The organism is Pseudomonas sp. PAMC25584 (genome assembly GCF_058135675.1).
In genome coordinates this window covers 2061227-2078307 of the sequence record NZ_CM176870.1, presented here as the reverse complement: position 1 = coordinate 2078307, position 17081 = coordinate 2061227, and the positions used below count along the sequence as shown (strand labels likewise).

15 protein-coding genes are annotated in these 17081 nt (G+C 59.6%); 11 read left to right on the top strand and 4 right to left on the bottom strand.

Annotation, left to right across the window (positions count from 1 at the left end; all coding sequences use genetic code 11):
• Positions 1-10: 10 nt before the first annotated feature.
• Entirely contained in the window at positions 11-784 is a 774-nt protein-coding gene (locus tag ACS5Q8_RS09690; protein ID WP_465160113.1) for an IclR family transcriptional regulator domain-containing protein, read from the bottom strand.
• 145 nt (positions 785-929) lie between these two features.
• On the opposite strand from ACS5Q8_RS09690, the gene ACS5Q8_RS09685 reads away from it, so the two are divergent.
• The 9 genes from ACS5Q8_RS09685 to ACS5Q8_RS09645 all read left to right on the top strand — a co-directional run bounded on the left by ACS5Q8_RS09685 (position 930) and on the right by ACS5Q8_RS09645 (position 9960).
• Positions 930-1748, top strand: coding sequence for a shikimate dehydrogenase family protein (locus tag ACS5Q8_RS09685; protein WP_465160112.1), 819 nt, complete (start codon positions 930-932; stop codon positions 1746-1748).
• Between the two features lie 35 nt (positions 1749-1783).
• Positions 1784-3562, top strand: coding sequence for an FAD-dependent oxidoreductase (locus tag ACS5Q8_RS09680; protein ID WP_465160111.1), 1779 nt, complete (start codon positions 1784-1786; stop codon positions 3560-3562).
• Complete coding sequence (locus tag ACS5Q8_RS09675; RefSeq protein WP_079443204.1) at positions 3531-3851, top strand: NIPSNAP family protein; 321 nt, start codon at positions 3531-3533, stop codon at positions 3849-3851. Before ACS5Q8_RS09680 ends, ACS5Q8_RS09675 begins: the two co-directional genes overlap by 32 nt.
• A gap of 68 nt (positions 3852-3919) precedes the next feature.
• A complete protein-coding gene (locus tag ACS5Q8_RS09670; RefSeq protein ID WP_465160110.1) occupies positions 3920-5653 on the top strand; it encodes an FAD-dependent oxidoreductase in 1734 nt (577 codons plus the stop codon).
• A gap of 68 nt (positions 5654-5721) precedes the next feature.
• A complete protein-coding gene (locus ACS5Q8_RS09665; RefSeq protein WP_426099365.1) occupies positions 5722-6114 on the top strand; it encodes a hypothetical protein in 393 nt (130 codons plus the stop codon).
• A gap of 319 nt (positions 6115-6433) precedes the next feature.
• Positions 6434-7063, top strand: coding sequence for a paraquat-inducible protein A (locus ACS5Q8_RS09660; RefSeq protein ID WP_276197304.1), 630 nt, complete (start codon positions 6434-6436; stop codon positions 7061-7063).
• Positions 7060-7674: a paraquat-inducible protein A gene (locus ACS5Q8_RS09655; protein ID WP_276197303.1), complete on the top strand. Its 615-nt coding sequence runs from the start codon at positions 7060-7062 to the stop codon at positions 7672-7674. The genes ACS5Q8_RS09660 and ACS5Q8_RS09655 overlap by 4 nt, the downstream gene beginning before the upstream one ends.
• Positions 7667-9346 carry a PqiB family protein gene (locus ACS5Q8_RS09650; protein ID WP_465160109.1) on the top strand — a complete coding sequence of 560 codons (1680 nt, stop codon included), beginning with the start codon at positions 7667-7669 and terminating at the stop codon, positions 9344-9346. The genes ACS5Q8_RS09655 and ACS5Q8_RS09650 overlap by 8 nt, the downstream gene beginning before the upstream one ends.
• Positions 9343-9960, top strand: coding sequence for a PqiC family protein (locus tag ACS5Q8_RS09645; RefSeq protein ID WP_443700121.1), 618 nt, complete (start codon positions 9343-9345; stop codon positions 9958-9960). Before ACS5Q8_RS09650 ends, ACS5Q8_RS09645 begins: the two co-directional genes overlap by 4 nt.
• 434 nt (positions 9961-10394) lie before the next feature.
• On the opposite strand, the gene ACS5Q8_RS09640 is transcribed toward ACS5Q8_RS09645, so the two are convergent.
• The 3 genes from ACS5Q8_RS09640 to ACS5Q8_RS09630 all read right to left on the bottom strand — a co-directional run bounded on the left by ACS5Q8_RS09640 (position 10395) and on the right by ACS5Q8_RS09630 (position 14010).
• Positions 10395-12593: a TonB-dependent receptor gene (locus tag ACS5Q8_RS09640; RefSeq protein ID WP_465160108.1), complete on the bottom strand. Its 2199-nt coding sequence runs from the start codon at positions 12591-12593 to the stop codon at positions 10395-10397.
• A 98-nt stretch (positions 12594-12691) separates the two neighbouring features.
• Complete coding sequence (locus ACS5Q8_RS09635; RefSeq protein ID WP_276197299.1) at positions 12692-13117, bottom strand: ParB N-terminal domain-containing protein; 426 nt, start codon at positions 13115-13117, stop codon at positions 12692-12694.
• 2 nt (positions 13118-13119) lie between these two features.
• Positions 13120-14010 carry an HpcH/HpaI aldolase/citrate lyase family protein gene (locus tag ACS5Q8_RS09630; RefSeq protein WP_276197298.1) on the bottom strand — a complete coding sequence of 297 codons (891 nt, stop codon included), beginning with the start codon at positions 14008-14010 and terminating at the stop codon, positions 13120-13122.
• A gap of 610 nt (positions 14011-14620) precedes the next feature.
• On the opposite strand from ACS5Q8_RS09630, the gene ACS5Q8_RS09625 reads away from it, so the two are divergent.
• Both ACS5Q8_RS09625 and ACS5Q8_RS09620 read left to right on the top strand, forming a co-directional pair.
• Positions 14621-16015, top strand: coding sequence for a Y4yA family PLP-dependent enzyme (locus ACS5Q8_RS09625; RefSeq protein ID WP_276197297.1), 1395 nt, complete (start codon positions 14621-14623; stop codon positions 16013-16015).
• Between the two features lie 14 nt (positions 16016-16029).
• Entirely contained in the window at positions 16030-17073 is a 1044-nt protein-coding gene (locus tag ACS5Q8_RS09620) for a PLP-dependent cysteine synthase family protein (protein WP_276197296.1), read from the top strand.
• Positions 17074-17081: the final 8 nt, after the last annotated feature.

The window sequence follows — 17081 nt, the reverse complement described above, 5'->3', positions numbered from 1 at the left end:
GTTCTGACATTCAAAGTGTCATGATCGGCCGCAGCAACGCCTGCCCTTCATACAGCGGCGACAGATACCGCTCGCGCATGTCCTCAACCGTCATGCGCGACGCGTGAGTCGTCAGCGTCAGCGTTGCCTGCAATTGCCCTTCCCGGTCTATCAGCGGCACGCTCAGCACCCGCATGCCCACTTCATATTCCTGATCCACCATCACGTAACCACGCTCGCCCGCCAGGGCGATTTCGCGGCGGATCAGGGCTTCGTCGGTGAGCGTATAAGGCGTGATGGCTCGAGGCGGGTTGCGTTGGAAGTAAGCGCACAGCGCCTCCGGCGAAAAACTCGCCAACCACAGCCGTCCGCTGCCGGTGCAATACATCGGCACCCGTGAACCGGGACGAATCGACATCGAGGTGATGTGGCTATAGCGACTGCGCACCACATGCACAATGTCATCACCGTCGCGAACACCCACCGACACATGCTCCTGGGTGGTCCGCGCCACCTGCTCGACGATGGGCCGCAGCATGCGCGGCAGCACCGCGGAATCGACGTAAGCCTGGCCAATACGCAAGGCCTTCGCGGTCAGCCAGTAATGGCGGCCGTCGGTCTGCGCAAAGTCGTCATGCACCAAGGTCAGCAAAAAACGCCGCGCGGCGCTTTGGGTCATATCGGCCATACGCGCCACTTGCGGCACGCTCAGGCGCGGATGCTCCTGGGAAAACAACTGCAACAGCGCCAGGCCTTTTTGCAGGCCGACGATCAAATCCCGCGGGTGGATGGTGGGTTTCTTCATCACTCGGATTCTTTATCGTGCTTAGACTGCGATTATCGCACTGATGCTGCGATTATCAACCTAATCCCTGACAAGCTCGATTGTTCGCTGCCTTCACCGCTTGCAGTATCAGCGGCACAACACAGCTAATAAGCGGGTACCTCCCATGATTCAGGGTTCGACTGAACTGGTCGCCATCGTCGGCTCACCTGTAGCCCAGGTGAAATCGCCGGAAAACTTCAATCGCTGGTTCGCCGACCACCAGCAGAACGTCGCCATGCTTGCCATCGACCTTGCACAGAGCGCCCTGGATGATTTCGTCCAGACCCTGCGCGGCTGGCAAAACCTGCGCGGATGCGTGGTCACCGTTCCTTACAAGCAACTGTTGGCCAGCCGCCTAGACGGCGTCAGTGAACGCTCGGCGGCGCTGTGCTCGGTCAATGTGATCCGCCGCGAGACCGACGGTCGACTGGTGGGCGATATCGTCGACGGCGAAGGTTTTCTCAACGCTGCGCGCAAGCACGGTTTCAACCCCAAGGACCAACGGGTTCTGGTGATCGGTACCGGCGGCGTCGGCAGCGCGATTGCGTATTCGTTGTGCCAGGCCGGGGTCAGCCATTTGGTCATCAGCGACATCAACCATGCGCGCGTCGAGGTGCTCGGCGACCTTCTACGCAGTGCCTTCCCGCAGATTGTGATCAGCGCCAGCCCGGCGTCGCTCGAGCACTTCGACCTGGTCGTCAACGCCTCGCCCGTCGGCATGAGTGCAACCAATGACAACGGCCCGATGCCGTTGCCGACTGCGCTGATGGAAACCCTGAACGCCAAAACCCTGGTGGCAGATGTCGTGACATCACCGGCGGTGACCCCGTTTCTCGCCATGGCCCGACGCCTCGGCTGCCCGATCCAGACCGGGCCGGAAATGGCGTTGGCGCAGTTGGGCAACCTCGGTCACTTCATGGGCGTGACGCCGCTGGAGATCTGACTCTCCGGGGGCGTCCTTAACAGGCGATAACAATAATGAACACGAAGACTTCCCTGCCCTCTGCCCATGCCGAGTTGACCTATGACGTGATTGTCCTGGGCAGCGGCGCGGCCGGATTCGCCGCAGCGGTGACTGCCAGTTGCCGCGGCCTCAAGGTGTTGTTGGTGGAAAAGACCGAGGCCTTCGGCGGTACGTCGGCGATTTCCGGTGGTGCGGTGTGGCTGCACGACACCGACCAGGCCCGGGCCGCCGGGCATTGCCTGCCCGCCGAACAGATGCGCCGTTATCTGAAAGAGGTGATCGGCAGCGGCTACAACCCGCAGTTGATCGATGCCTTCATCGAACACGGCCGTGAAGCCCTGCGCTACCTGGAAACCCACAGCGAACTCAAGTACAGCCTGCGACCGTTGTCGCCCGACTACTACCCGGACTTGCCGGGTGGCACGCAAACAGGTCGCGCGCTGGAAATCGACGAGTACGACGGCCGCCACCTCGGTGAGCATTTCAAAGACCTCAAACGCCCGCCGGACGGCATGCTGCTTTTCGGCGGCATGATGGTCAATCGTGTCGATATCCAGCACTTCCTCAGCTTCAAGCGCTCGCCCAAATCCCTCTGGCACTGCCTTAAACTGATAGGCCGTTACGCCGTCGACCGCCTCAACCATCCACGCGGCACTCGCCTGACCGTGGGCAACGCCTTGATCGCACGCCTGGCCACCACTGCGCTGGCCAAGGGTGTCGACCTGTGGCTGCAAGCAACCCCCGAGGCCTTGATCGTTGAACAGGGTTCGGTCAAGGGCGTGCAGATTTCCAGGCGCGGAACAACTCATTCCGTGTTCGCGCGTGGCGGTGTGGCGCTGGCCATGGGGGGGTTTGCCGCAAGCGCACACGCCGCCGAACAGCGGCCATCGACTGATTCGGAGCACTGGAGCATGTCGCCGCCGGCCAACGTCGGTGACGGGCAACGCCTGGCGGCCTCGGTCAACGCGGCAATCGGCGACAACCTGGCGTCGAATTTCTTCTGGGCCCCGGTTTCGGTGCTGCACAAGAGCGACGGCAGCGTGGAACGCTTTCCGCATCTGGTCACCGACCGCGCCAAACCCGGCGTTATTGCGGTCAACCGGGCCGGGCGGCGCTTCGTTAATGAATCCAACTCCTATCACTGTTTCGTCGAAGCCATGTTCGCCAATGGCGGCGCCAATGCGCCCTGCTGGCTGATCTGTGACAGCGAAGCGATGAACAACTACGGCATGGGCCTGGCGCGTCCGCGCCCCGTCGACAACCGCGCACTGATCGACGCCGGTTATCTGCTGCGTGCCGACAGCCTCGGCGAATTGGCGCTCATCGCCGGCCTGGAGGCGAACACGCTGGAGCAGACCGTGGTGCAGTACAACGCGGATGCCGATCAAGGCGTCGACCGCCAATTCGGCAAGGGCAGTACGGCCTACAACCGCTACATGGGTGACCCGCTGCATCAGCCTAATCCCTGCCTGAAATCCCTGCGCAAGGCGCCCTTCTACGCCGTGTGTTTATTTACCGGCGACCTCGGTTCGGCACGCGGGCTGGTCACCAACGGCCAGGCCAACGTGCTGGATCGCAGCGGCGCACCAATCCCCGGCCTCTACGCGGCGGGCAACGAAATGAATTCAATCATGGACGGCACTTACCCCGGCCCCGGTATCACCCTCGGCCCAGGCATCACGTTCGGTTACCTCGCCGCCAGCGACATCGCTCACCGGCTCGACCACAGCCGCGCACACCCATCCCACACTGGAGAACAGCATGTATTACGAACTGCGCACCTACACGATTAAACCCACCAAGCTCGGCGACTGGCTGGCTCTGTACAAAAGCGCCGCCTTAGCCGTGCAGCAAGAGCACTTGGGCAATCTGGTCGGTTTTTTCACCACCGAAATCGGTGAAGTCAATCAAGTGGTGCACATCTGGGGCTACGCCAGCCTTGACGAGCGCATGACCCGCCGCAACGCCATGGCGGCCGATCCACGCTGGCAGGACTTCGCACGGCAGAACAAGGAGCTGGATGCCGTGGTGACGCTGGAATCACGACTGCTGCGCCCAACCGATTTTTCGCCGCTCAAATAACCCCATCGCAGCGTTGCGCCGCTTCTGATCGGGAGCGGCCAACCTCATTTCTTCTCGCGGTAATGCCTATGTCCATCAGCGCCCCCCTACTGTGTGATGTTCTGGTCGTCGGCTCCGGCGCTTCCGGCCTGGCAACGGCGGTGACCGCTGCGCACCTGAACCTCGACGTCATCGTGGTGGAAAAGGAGCCGCAGCTAGGCGGCACCAGCGCCTGGTCGGGCGGTTGGCTGTGGATTCCGCGCAACCCATTGGCCGTCGCCGACGGTATCGTTGAAGACCTGGAACAGTCGCGGATTTACCTGCGCCATGAACTGCGCAGTGAAGTGCTCGACCCGCGCGTTGAGATGTTCCTCGCGCAAGGCCCGCAGATGGTCGATTTTTTTCAACGCCATACCGAGGTGCAGTTTTTCTCCGGCAGCAAAATGCCTGATTTTCACGCCAGCGAAGGCCACGCAAACGGTGGCCGCTCGGTCTGTGCGCAACCGTTCGACGGTCGCCGCCTTGGCCCCTGGATCAACCAACTCCGACGCCCGCTCGACGTGATCAGCCTGGCAGGAATGGGCATCGCCGGCGGTGCCGACCTCAATCATTTTCTCAACGCCCGCCAGTCGCCGTCCTCATTGCTCTACGCCGGCAAGCGCCTGGCGCGCCACGCCCGCGACCTGCTGCTTCATGGCCGAGGCCTGCACTTGGTGAACGGCAACGCCCTGGTTGCCCGGCTGCTCAAAAGCGCGCTGGATCGCAAGGTTCGCCTGCTGACTGACACGCCTGTGCGCGAACTGCTGCGTGACGGTGAGCGCGTGCTCGGGGCTCGCGTCGAATCTGCCGGGCGCCTGATCGAGATCCGCGCTCGACGTGGTGTGGTGCTCGCTTGCGGTGGATTCCCCCACGACCAGCAGCGCATCGCCGATATGTTCAAGCATGCTCCCAACGGCACCGAACATTTGAGCGCAGCGCCCAAGGGCAATACCGGCGATGGCCTGCGTCTGGGCGAAAGCGCCGGGGCCTGCGTGGCGACCGACCTCGTCCATGCGGCCGCATGGGCACCCGTGTCCCGGGTGCCGCGCGAAGACGGTGGTTTCAGCGGTTTTCCGCACCTGATGGAACGCGCCAAACCCGGCTTCATTGCTGTGCGCCAGGATGGTCGACGCTTCGTCAACGAAGCGGACTCCTACCACGACTACATGTGCGCACTGTTTAACGCCACGGGGCCCGGAGAAACGCCGATATCCTGGCTGATCTGCGATCACCGCGCCCAACGTCGCTATGGCCTGGGCTGGTCCAAACCCTTTCCGTTTCCAACAGCGAAGTACGTGCGCGCGGGCTACCTGTTCAAGGCGCCGACGTTGATCGAACTGGCACGCAAATGCGGCATCGATGCGCAACAGTTGGAAGTGACTGTCAGCGCCTTCAATCTGGGTGCGGAACAAGGTCACGACCCACTCTTGCAGCGCGGTGAATCGCGGTACAACAGAGCTCAGGGGGACGCTCTACACGGGCCGAACCCGTCCCTCGGCAGCCTGCACAAAGGCCCCTTCTATGCGGTGAAGCTGGTGCCCGGCAGCCTCGGCACCTTCGCCGGCCTGAACACCGACGCCTATGCCCGCGCACTCGACGAACACGGCACGCCGATTCCGGGGCTGTTCGCTGTGGGCAACGATATGAACAGCATCATGCACGGCCATTACCCCAGCGGCGGCATCACACTCGGTCCCGGCATGACCTTCGGTTATATCGCCGCACGCGTTCTTGCCGGCCAGTCAGTCGACGGAAAGCCAGCCGCTGAACCGGCCCCTTTCTAAAGGGAAACAGATCGCCGGGGTAGATGAACGCACGCGAAGTCATCGAGAAAAGTCATCGGGAGTCAGTCATGAGCGCCACGAGAAAAAAGACCATTGCTTCGCGCCTGGCCTCCAGCTACCCCGATGTCCAACACGCGTTGAACGCTGGCACCCCGAGCGAAAAAATGGAGGTGGCAACGCGTATCGTCTTGTGGGCGGCCAGCGAAGCCGGCCTGGACAGGGCCGATATCGTCGTCGCGCTGTCAAAAAGAGACCCCACGCTATTCGACGAGCTTTGCGCCGACATGGAGGAGCAACAATTCAAACTGTTTGAGCGTGGAGACGAGACGCACCTAGTGTTTTTCAACAAGGCGCGGGTCTACAACGCAAGCGCTTGGTTAGCGCGTGAAGTTCCACATGAAGCGATATATGAGTCACTTTTCGCCACGGAAAAAATCTTGGTGATTGCTGATTTCTTCTAGATCCAATAAACGGCGATGACCTGATCTTGAGATTGCCGAGCCGACTCCCAGGCCCAAAAAAAGCCACTCAATGAGCGGGCTTTCTGTGGTGATCTGGCATTCAGCGTTCCAGGCGACTGAAATAACGATACCAATCCGTACCGAAATATATTTTGACAGACCTTTTGTGCCAAGCAATACTGTACAGGCTGGTATCGAATAGACCGCCTCTTGCGTGTACTCACCGAAATCAAACGGGACGCCACTCTTCAGGCCGCCGCCAAGTCAACGTTGTATCGCCACTACCGCTCCAAGGAGGAACTCTTCCAGGCGATAAGTCATGAAAACCCTCAATCCGATGAATACTTTTTCTCACTTGATCATCTGTCAGCATTGCGACTCACTGTTCGAGTCGGTGTCGCTGAACAGATGGCAGAAAGCTGAGTGCACACGCTGTGGCGCAGTGCTCAAACGCGGGCAGCGGATGAGCGTGCAGACGCTGTTAGCGCTGTCCATTACCGCCGCCCTGCTCTTCGCCTTTGCCAACGCCTTCCCGGTCATCAGCATCAGCATGGAAGGCTTGAACAACGAAGCCACCTTGTGGGCATCCGTAGAAGCACTGGCTCACGGTCGGATTACGCCGATGGCTGCGGTGGCCGGACTGACCATAATCCTCGCGCCGATGTTGCAGATTGCACTGCTGTGCTGGTTATTGGCGTTTGCCAACGCTGGCCGCGCGGCTCCCGGTTTCAGGGCCTGTATGCGCACACTGGAGCACTTACGTCCGTGGAGCATGCTGGAGGTCTGTTTACTCGGGATATTGGTCGCGATCGTCAAGCTGGCCGGCATGCTGAATGTGCATCCGGGCTTGGGACTGTGGGCACTCGGCATGCTCACCGTGTTGCTCATTTTGATATCGGGCAAGGACATTCACCGTCTTTGGGACGACCTGGCGGACCAACTTATATGAGCCAGCCAGCCTACGCCCGCGAACTGAACCTGATGCCTTGCCACACCTGCGCACAGATTTGCCGGCGGGATGAACACCGCTGCCCCCGCTGCAATGGCCCTGTGCATGCGCGCAAACACAACAGCATTGCCCGCACCTGGGCATTGCTGCTGGCGGCGCTGATGCTCTACATCCCGGCCAATCTGCTGCCGGTCATGCGCACCAACATGTTAGGCAACGCCAGCGACAACACCATCATGAGCGGGGTCATCGAGTTCTGGAAAAGTGGGTCCTGGGATATCGCCGCCCTGATCTTCTTCGCCAGCATCGTGGTGCCGTGTATGAAGTTCCTGATTCTGGGCTTGCTGCTCGTGACCTGCCAGCGCAAGAGCCGCTGGGCCATGCGAGGAAGAAGCCGGCTGTATCGCATGGTCGAGTTGATCGGCTACTGGTCCATGCTTGACGTGCTGGTGGTGGCACTGGTCGCCGCGCTGGTGCAGTTTCGCTCGCTGAGTTCCATCGACCCGATGTTGGGTATCGTCTTTTTTGGTCTGGTGGTGGTGCTGACCATGCTGGCCGCCATGAGTTTCGATCCCCGGCTTATCTGGGATGCAGAGGTTGAAGATGTCTGATCATCACGTTTCCACCGATTCGCCCGCAGCCAAACCCTCAATCAAGACGCGACGCTTCAACGTTTCCCTCGTGTGGATTGTGCCCATCGTCGCGGCGTTGGTTGGCGCGTCGATGTTGATCAACAACGCACTGTCGGCGGGCCCGCAGATCAGTATCAGTTTCCAGACCGCAGAAGGTCTTGAGGCCAACAAGACTCAGGTCAAATACAAGAACGTGGTGATCGGCAAAGTCACGGCCATTGCCTTGAGCAGCGACCGCAGCCACGTGGTCGCGAAAGTCGATCTCGATGCTTCGGAGCGTGCCTTCACCGACGAAAACTCGATGTTCTGGGTTGTCCGTCCGCGCATCGGTGCCAATGGGATTTCCGGGGTCGATACCCTGTTGTCCGGCGCCTTTATCGGGGCCGATGCGGGCAGCTCGGGGAAAACCGGGAAAAACTTCGTCGGTCAGGAAACGCCGCCGCCGATCACTTACGGCGAACAAGGCAAGCGCTTCACCCTGCACACCACCGACCTCGGCTCCCTGGACATCGGCTCGCCGATCTACTATCGGCGTATCCAGGTCGGCCAGGTGGTGTCCTACCAGCTCTCGGAAGACGGTAAGGGTGTCGACGTAGAAATCTTCGTGCGCTCGCCCAATGACCGGTTCGTCAGCACCGATACGCGGTTCTGGAATGCCAGTGGCATTGACCTGACAGTGGGGGCAAACGGCCTGAAGGTTAACACCCAATCGCTCTCGACCATCCTTTCAGGCGGTATCGCGTTCGTTGAACCCAAGTACAGCCCCACCACCCAACCTGCGACCGAGCATGCTCGCTTCGAACTGTTCGGCGACCAAGAGGCGGCCTTGGCGCAGCCCGATGGCGAGCCTCGTTATATCCGCATGAACTTCAATCAATCACTACGCGGCTTGGAGGTGAACGCGCCCGTGGAGTTCATGGGGGTAAACATTGGTCATGTGGTGTCCGTCGATCTGGACTACGACACTAAAACCATGACCTTTCCCAGTATGGTCGGGGCGGTGATCTACCCAAACCGCTTGGGTCATGCCAACGAAACACTCCTCAAGGATCAGGGCTCGGAAGACGAAAACAGCATGGCGCGCCTAATGGCCACCTTCGTCGAGCACGGCCTGCGCGCTCAAGCTCGCAGCGCCAACCTTCTGACCGGCCAGTTGTACATTTCCCTGAGCTTCATCCCCAAGGCAACCCCGACTCCGTTCGACCTCGCGGCGCGACCATTGGTGATCCCCACGGTGCCAGGCAGCTTAGACAAAGTGCAGGGGCAGCTAGAGGGCCTGGTCGACAAGATCAGTAAACTGCCGCTGGAAGACATTACCAAAAACCTCAACGGCAGCCTCAGCGAAATGCAGAAGACCTTGAAGCAGGTCAACGGCGAGGTACTACCGCAGATGCACGGCGCCTTGGCACAGACACAGAAGACCCTGGACACCGTCAATTCAAGCTTTGCCGAGGACTCGCCCGCACGCCTGCAAATCAGCAATGCCATGGACGAAGTTCAGCGTACAGCCCGCTCAGTGCGAGTGTTGAGCGACTTCCTCAGCCGCAACCCAGAAGCACTGATACGTGGCCGAACAGCGCAGGGCAAACCCGACAGCTACAAGGCCTCGATTCATTCTTCACGTGACGTCGAACCGGAAATACAACCATGAAGACCCCGCTCTTGATCCTGATCACCGGTGTTTGCCTAACGGCTTGTAGCGCCCCGGTCATGCACTCCTACACCTTGCAAGGCAGTACCCCGCCGTCAGAGACCCCGGTGGCGGCTCCGGCCTTCCAGCTCGAGATTCGCCCCATACGCGTACCGGTGCAGGTCGACCAACCGCAACTGGTCGTGCGCCTGAACCAAACCAGTCTGGCCATCATGGAAAACGACCGCTGGGGCGCGCCGCTGGCAGAAGAGTTCCATGACGCGCTCACCGATCGACTTGAATCGCGACTGGGCACCCACGACCTCGCCGGGATGAGCAAAGACGCTAAGCGCCCAGTGCTGTCGATTCAGGCCGAGGTACGCCGCTTTGACTCTTTGCCGGGGCAATATGCGCTAGAGGAGGTGGTGTGGAGCCTTGAGCTGCGCGGTAATGGCCAGGGACGTCGCACACTGACCTGCGCCACCCAGATTCGCCAACCGGCAGGGGTTGAATTGAAAAGCCTGGTGTTGGCCCATCAACACTTGATTGATCTGTTGGCGAAAACTATCGCCGATACCGCTAATGGCTGGACGAAAGACGCAGCCCTTAAATGCCCATCAGAGACATCAACCTGATGTACACCCTGAATAACTTTACCGAGTGCGATCAGTATGGGGATCAGCCGCAGCTAAAACTTACGCCGATGCGGGGCTTTTTGTTTGGACAGGCTCAATCATGGGTGCGTGCCTCACTCATGTGACGCTTCACGATGAATGGACGAACAAAACCGCCACCGCCAGGCGCTGCCGTATTGTTCAATGTTTGAATAGTCGAACGTAATGAGCCGACCGTCCCAACGTAGTCCGCCAGGAACGTGCAAGTCTTCCCGACAAGGGTGAAGCGCAACTCAGTCGAGCGCTTGCAGAAAGTTATGCACGCCGTGGGCGCCGAGGTGTGGCCATTGCGCTGCGCAAGCAGCAGCGCATGGATCACCCGCGCAAGCCATAACACCTCAGCCGTTCACGGATAGGCTCGTTGCGGGTGCATGATTGCTGCATACCGGCGCCGGTCAAAAATCGACAGTTGCCGACAGTTGCAAGGTGCGCGGAGACCCCGGGGAAAATGCACCATAGGAGGCCACGCCCGACCAATACTCACGGTCGAAGACGTTCTGCACCGTGGCGCGGAAGGTCGTCGGCCGCCCTTCAATTTTGGTGGCATAGCGCGCGCCTGCATCGATACGGGTCCAGGCGTCCAGCTCTTGGGTGTTGGCCTGGTTGACGTACTGGCTGTCGGTATAGATTGCACCGCCGGTGAGGGTAAAACCTTCCAGCCACGGGGTGTCGTATTCTGCCCACAGGTTGGCCTGGATATCGGGCACGCCCACCGGTTTATTGCCGCGGTTGGCGGCAGTGGCCGAGTCCGTCAGCTCGCCATGCAGGAAGGTCACACCGCCCATCAAGCGCGTGCCCGGCGCCACCTCACCGAACACGCTCAGTTCGACGCCACGGTTACGCTGTTCTGCCTGCACCGAAAACAGATTGTTCGCGCCCACCTCGCCACTGGGCTTTTCTATCTGGAACAGCGCCAGGGTGGTCATGAACGTTCCGTGTTCGTACTTCACACCGATCTCATGCTGTTTGGACTCGTAGGGCGCGAAGGTTTCCCCAGAGTTGGCAGCCGTGTCCGGGGCGATATCGCCTTTGCTCAAACCTTCCACATAGTTGTAGTAAAAAGACACGTCGTCCCACGGTTTGACCACCACGCCCACCAGAGGGGTGGTTGCGTTGTCTTTATAGCGGGAGCTGACCGCACCGGCCGCATTGTAGTTACGCGACTCGATGTCCTGGCGGCGCACGCCCAAGGTCAGTTGCAAACGATCATCCAGAAAACCCAGGGTGTCGGTCAGCGCCACGCCGGACAGCTCCGACTCGGAGATGCGCAGCACCTTCGGGGCATTGATGTATTGCTGGGGCGTGTCCACCGGGTGGTAGATGTTGGAGAAAACCTTCGTGCCGTTATTGATACCCCGAGACAATTCATCCTGGTAACGGGTGGCCATCAGCGTGGTGATATGGGTCACCGGGCCGGTGGCGAACTGCCCCCGAACCCCCACATCGGCGGTAGAACGATCAACATTGAACTTGTAATAGCCTGGGGTATTGCTGGTGTCGCCAGCGTCATTGAGGATGCGCGGCACCTGGTCGGACATGCGCTTTACGTCCGACCTGCCACCCCCCGCATGGGCAAACACGGTGAGGTTGTCGTTCAGGTCATATTCACCGCCGAGCAATGCGGACTGCTCCTTGGTGTCCGACCAGCCCCATTTTTGCGGCAGACTGGTGCGGCCATTGGGGGCGGATGGCACCTCTACGCCCGGTTCGATGGTGAACGGGCGTGAGGCGCCTTCGAAGCTTTCTTTCTGGCTGATGTAGTCCAGGTTCAGCCGCAACCGCTCGCCGCGATAATCCAGGGCAATCGCACCGATCCCCACGTCGCGATGCTGGTCGTTCACGGCAGTATCACCGCCCTGCAGGCTGCCGTTGAAGCGCACGCCGAACTGGTTCTCCTCGCCAAAACGCCGACTGATATCCAGGTGCCCGCCCGCTTGGGAGTCCGACGCGTAGCTGCCGGTGAAACGGGTCAGGTCTTCCTCCAGTGGCCGCTTGGGGACGATGTTGATGACACCGCCGACGCCACTGTTGGGCGAGATGCCATACATCAGCGCGCCTGGCCCCTTGAGCACTTCGACGCGCTCGGCGTACTCGGTAAAGACCCGGTAATTGGGCGCTACGCCATACACACCGTCGTAGGCCAGTTCACCCAGGTTGCCTTCGCCAATCGCAAAGCCGCGAATGAAAAATGAATCGACGATACCGCCCGTCTGACCGGTCGAGCGCACCGACGGGTCGCGCTCCAGGGCATCGGCAACGGTGACGGTTTGCAAGTCGGCGAGGGTTTTGGCGGTGTAGCTGGTGACGTTGAACGGCGTGTCCATCACGTCTTTGTTGCCCATCATGCCCAGCCGCGCTCCGCGAGCCACTTGCCCACCGGAGAGTACCTCCGGCAGTGCCGTCGGGCCGTTGTAGCGGCCGTCAACCGTGGTGGTGTCCAGGGTCAGGCTGGGTGTACTGGTGTCCGTGGCGCCAGGCGTTTGCGTCTCAGCCCAGGCATTGGCGCCTGCTGCGACCATCACAAAATTCAACAGGGCGGTCCGGATGGCGAGTGCTAACACGCGCTCACCGCAAGGTCGGCTGGCAACAGGCATGACGAGAGGATCCTTTCAACGAGAGAAAATGGGAATCACTCCTAATGCCAGTCGACGTGCGAAAAAGTATCACCGCCTAACATGTTTTTTTGCACAGCTCATTCGTACAGGCGCTCCAACGGTATCGCGATGACCGGTAGCGCCGGGTCAAACACATGCCGCGTGGTCTTGTACGCAAAGATCTCGCCACGTGCGATGGTGGCGAAAATTCGCGCCACCTCGAACGCTTGCCCCGTCTGCCAGTGCCTTACGCACACCCGTGGGTCCGCATAGTCGAGTTGGATGCACGGCACCCGATGCAAACCCAATTGCAACGCCGCGTTCAGGCGATGGTTACCGTCCATCACAATGCCTTGCGAGCGCTCGACGATGATTGGCGCCAGCCAATGCCCTGTGCGGATGATCGAGTCGCATAGCCACTGCACATTGGCCGGGTCTACCTGCTCCGATTGCAGTACTTCGCACACAGGTCGCAGAGCAATCTGATAGGCCTGTTCCAGGGTTCCCCCCTGCCCTGGCGGCATTTTCAGCAGGCCCCGGTCTTGGCGACCGCTGCGTAGCGGTGGGCCATATCCAGCAGGCGTTGCGCCTGTTCGATCAGCGGCAGATCGACCATTTCGCCGTCAACTTGCACCGCGTGGCTACCGCCGGCCACAGCACTCATCACCCGATCCGCCCAGGCCAATTGGTGCGCATCGGGCAGGAAGGCGCGCTGCACCGTCGCCAACTGCGCGGGATGGATGCACAGCTTGGCCCCGAACCCGAGGGAGCGCGCGTATAGCGCGTCCCGGGCGACCACCGCCAGGTCGTTGATCGCAGGGGTCACCCCGTCGATCGGCGCCGGTAAATCCGCCGTGCGGGAGGCCAGCACGATGCGGTTGCGTGCATACACAAACGCCTCAGGCACCTGGCCGCAATTGATATCCAGGGAAAAATCCAATGAGCCAAATGCCAGGCGTGCCAGGCCGGGAATCGCGGCAATCGCCTCCACTTGCTGCAAACCTTTGGCCGTCTCGATGATCGCGACGATGTGCAATTGGGGATGCCACGCCAGCAACTGCTCGACCACCCGTGCCAACGCTTGCGGAGCCTCGGCCTTGGGCAGGAATACCCCGGTGCAACGCTCGGGGTAACGCATGTCGCGCAGCCACGTCAGGTCCTGGCGGAACGATGCGCTGCCGACACTGTTGAGCCGGATAAACCGCTGGCACGCAACGCTCTGCGTACTCTCCTGCCACGCCCAGACGGCGCCTCGGGCAGCGGCTTTGCTCTCGGGATGAACCGCATCCTCAAGGTCCAGAATGATCGCATCCGCCGCGGCCTCAACCGCTTTGGCAAAGCGCTCCGGACGGTTCCCCGGAACGAACAGGTAGCTGATGGGAAGCATCGCAGTGGTGCTCGGACGATCAGTGTTCATTGCATCTCTCCTTGGCGTGCATCAGTCGTGGTTTTTGCAAAATTTTCGGGGGCCTCGGGCGAGTAAATTGCGCCTCTGGCGCCGCCCTCGCCGATCAACGTTTAACCCCTTATTGATCAATGAATTAACGCCGCTTTTAAACTAGGGATGAACGCCCGTAAGCGCAGGCAAATACACGGTCGCGCACTGACCTTCAGCGGGTATTAATTTGGAATATTTGAAAACCTTACTTGATAATCGTTCTCGATAGCAATATTGTTCACGCCGTCGAGAGAAACTTTTCTCGTATACATGCAACTCTTAACGTTCACCGCAAGTGTGGCCTAGCGATATCATTTGCCCATCACTCATCGGTGAATCAGATCAAGAAAACCAGCAGTTAGTGGCCGGTCGCTACATCCGTATAAACCTTAGGGAATTGGGTTCTTATGCAATGGTTTTGTGAACCGATTATCGCCATCAAAGCCACAGTTTCGCCTACTGGGTTCGTGTGGCATCCACCGCCAAACGCATAAACGCTGAAAATACGACGAGTGACAAGACCACATTCATCGATCTCTTTTAATGATCGACATATGAATGGCGATGCTATAAGCGCCAGGGGATAGTTATGTCTATTGCAACGACACGCCTCAATGAAGTGCGGACCGAAGTCCATATTTCGCACATGCTTAATCCATTATTGGACGCCAGCATCGCACAACTGCTACATAGCCAACCCGACAAACTTCTTGAACTTGTCGCACAGCATGGTTCGCCGCTTAATCTTGTATGGCCACATGCCTTTGCGCTGAACACGTGCGCATTGCAATCAGTGCTGGAACAGCATGAGGTTCAGTATTCGATCTTCTATGGCGCCAAAGCCAACAAGTCACACTGTTTGCTGGAAGCGGCTAAAGCGTCCGGGATCGGCGTCGACGTTTCCAGCATTTACGAAATGCGAGCGGCACTGCGCGCCGGTGTGCCCGCCGATCAGTTGTGCGCCACTGGCCCTGCCAAAACCCAGGATTTTCATCGAGCGCTGGTGCATGCCGGCGCACTGATCTGCGTCGATTCACTGGAGGAATTCGACCATTTGAAAACACTGCTCGAAACGCGCGCCGAGGCCACCAAAGCCAGGGTTTTACTGCGTTACAGACCCAAAAGCTGTGCGACCAGCCGCTTCGGAATGGGCCCTTCGGACCTGTTGGTGTGCTTGCACTTACTGACTCGATTTCGGGCCTTTATTGACTTCGAGGGCTTCCATTTCCACCTCGGTGGCTACGGGTTCGACTCTCGCGCACAGGCCTTTCGTGAGGTGGCCGACTTCATCGATGCCGCTCGGGAGATGGGATTGAACCCGAGCATGATCGATATTGGCGGAGGCTTGCCCATCCGCTATATCGAGCCGCAAGCCTACGAGCGCTTTCTACAAAACGACAATACGCCAAGTCACTATTACAACCAGTCAGTACCAAAGTCTTATTACCCTTACGGCAGTAACTTGACGGCAAGCCAATGGTTGACGTTATTCCTGGAAAGCTCATTCTCGCCGCGACAGAGCATTGCCCAGTACTTAAAGGCCAACCGCATCATACTGGCATTGGAGCCGGGTCGAAGCCTGGTGGACCAAGCCGCAATCTCGGTGTTTCGTATTACACGCAGCAAAAAACTGGCCAACAATAAAACCGTCTTATTTGTCGAAGGCAGCAGCTTCAGCGCCTGTGAAACATGGTTCGCGTCCGAATACCTGGTCGACCCGATTTTAATCAGCACGGCGCCCACTTCAGCCACACCGATGCAGGCCTATATTGCCGGGCATAGTTGCCTGGATGATGACGTCATCACCCAACGGCTGATCAACTTCACTGTTTCCCCCAAGGCCGGTGATTTATTGATTTATGCCAATACCGCCGGTTATCAAATGGACTTGCTGGAGAACGAGTTTCATCGTCACCCCCTGCCCCGGCGAATGGTGGCGACCTGTTGCACGCAAGGTAACTACGCGTTTTCACCTGACTACTAAAGGCAGCACTTCATATGATACTGACTAAGGTTTCCGAGCTGATTGGCAATACGCCCATGTTGGGTATTTATATCCCGGGCACTGACGCCCGGCTGTTATTAAAGATAGAGAAGAATAACCCCGGCGGCAGTATCAAAGATCGTATGGCGCGCAATATGGTGCTCGCCGCGCTCAAGTCCGGACGTTTGAAACCGGGCGGCGTGGTGGTTGAGTCATCTTCGGGCAATACCGGTATCGGCCTGGCCATGGCCGCCGTCGAATTTGGCCTGCAATTTATCGCCGTGGTCGACCATCACGCGGCACAGGACAAGATCGCAGTGATGAAGGCGCTGGGCGCCGATATTCGGTTTGTCGCGGGGACCTATCGCGAAGACGAAGTCGCGGTGGTGGAGCGCCAGCGCTTGGCGGCCGAACTCGCCGAGCAGATTCCGGGCGCCGTCTTCATGAACCAGTCCGACAATGCTGCCAACGCCGGCGGCTACAGCGACTTTGTGCGGGAAACCATCGTGCAGGCCGAAGGTGTTATCGGAGCGTATGTCGGTTGCGTCGGTACCGGCGGGTCGATGACCGGGATTGCCCGGGGCCTCAAACAGCACAACCCCAACATCGTGACCGTGGCCGTGGAGCCCGCCGGTTCCATCGTCTTTGGGCACCCCGGCTATCCGTACTATCAGTCGGGCACCGGGACGCCCGCCGGGGATACGGTGGGGCTGGTGCTCGACTACAGCTGCATCGATCTGGGCGTGCAGGTTACCGACTCACAAGCCTTCGAGACCTCCCGCTATATCGCCCGCCACCTCGCCCTGCTGGTGGGCGGCTCAACCGGTGGCGCGATTTTCAAGGCCCTGGAGCTGATTCACAAAGGCGTACTGAGCGGCAATGTGGTGGTGCCGATTGCCGACGGCGGCGAAAAATACCTGCACACGGTGTTCGACGATAAGTGGCTTGACGAACGTGACTTGCTGGACCCCGGCGTCGCCTCGCAACTGGATGCCTGGCTGGGCAAGAACCACTGGCAGGAGTCCAGCTCCGCCCCGCTGCAACTCAGCGTCGCATGACCCTCTTT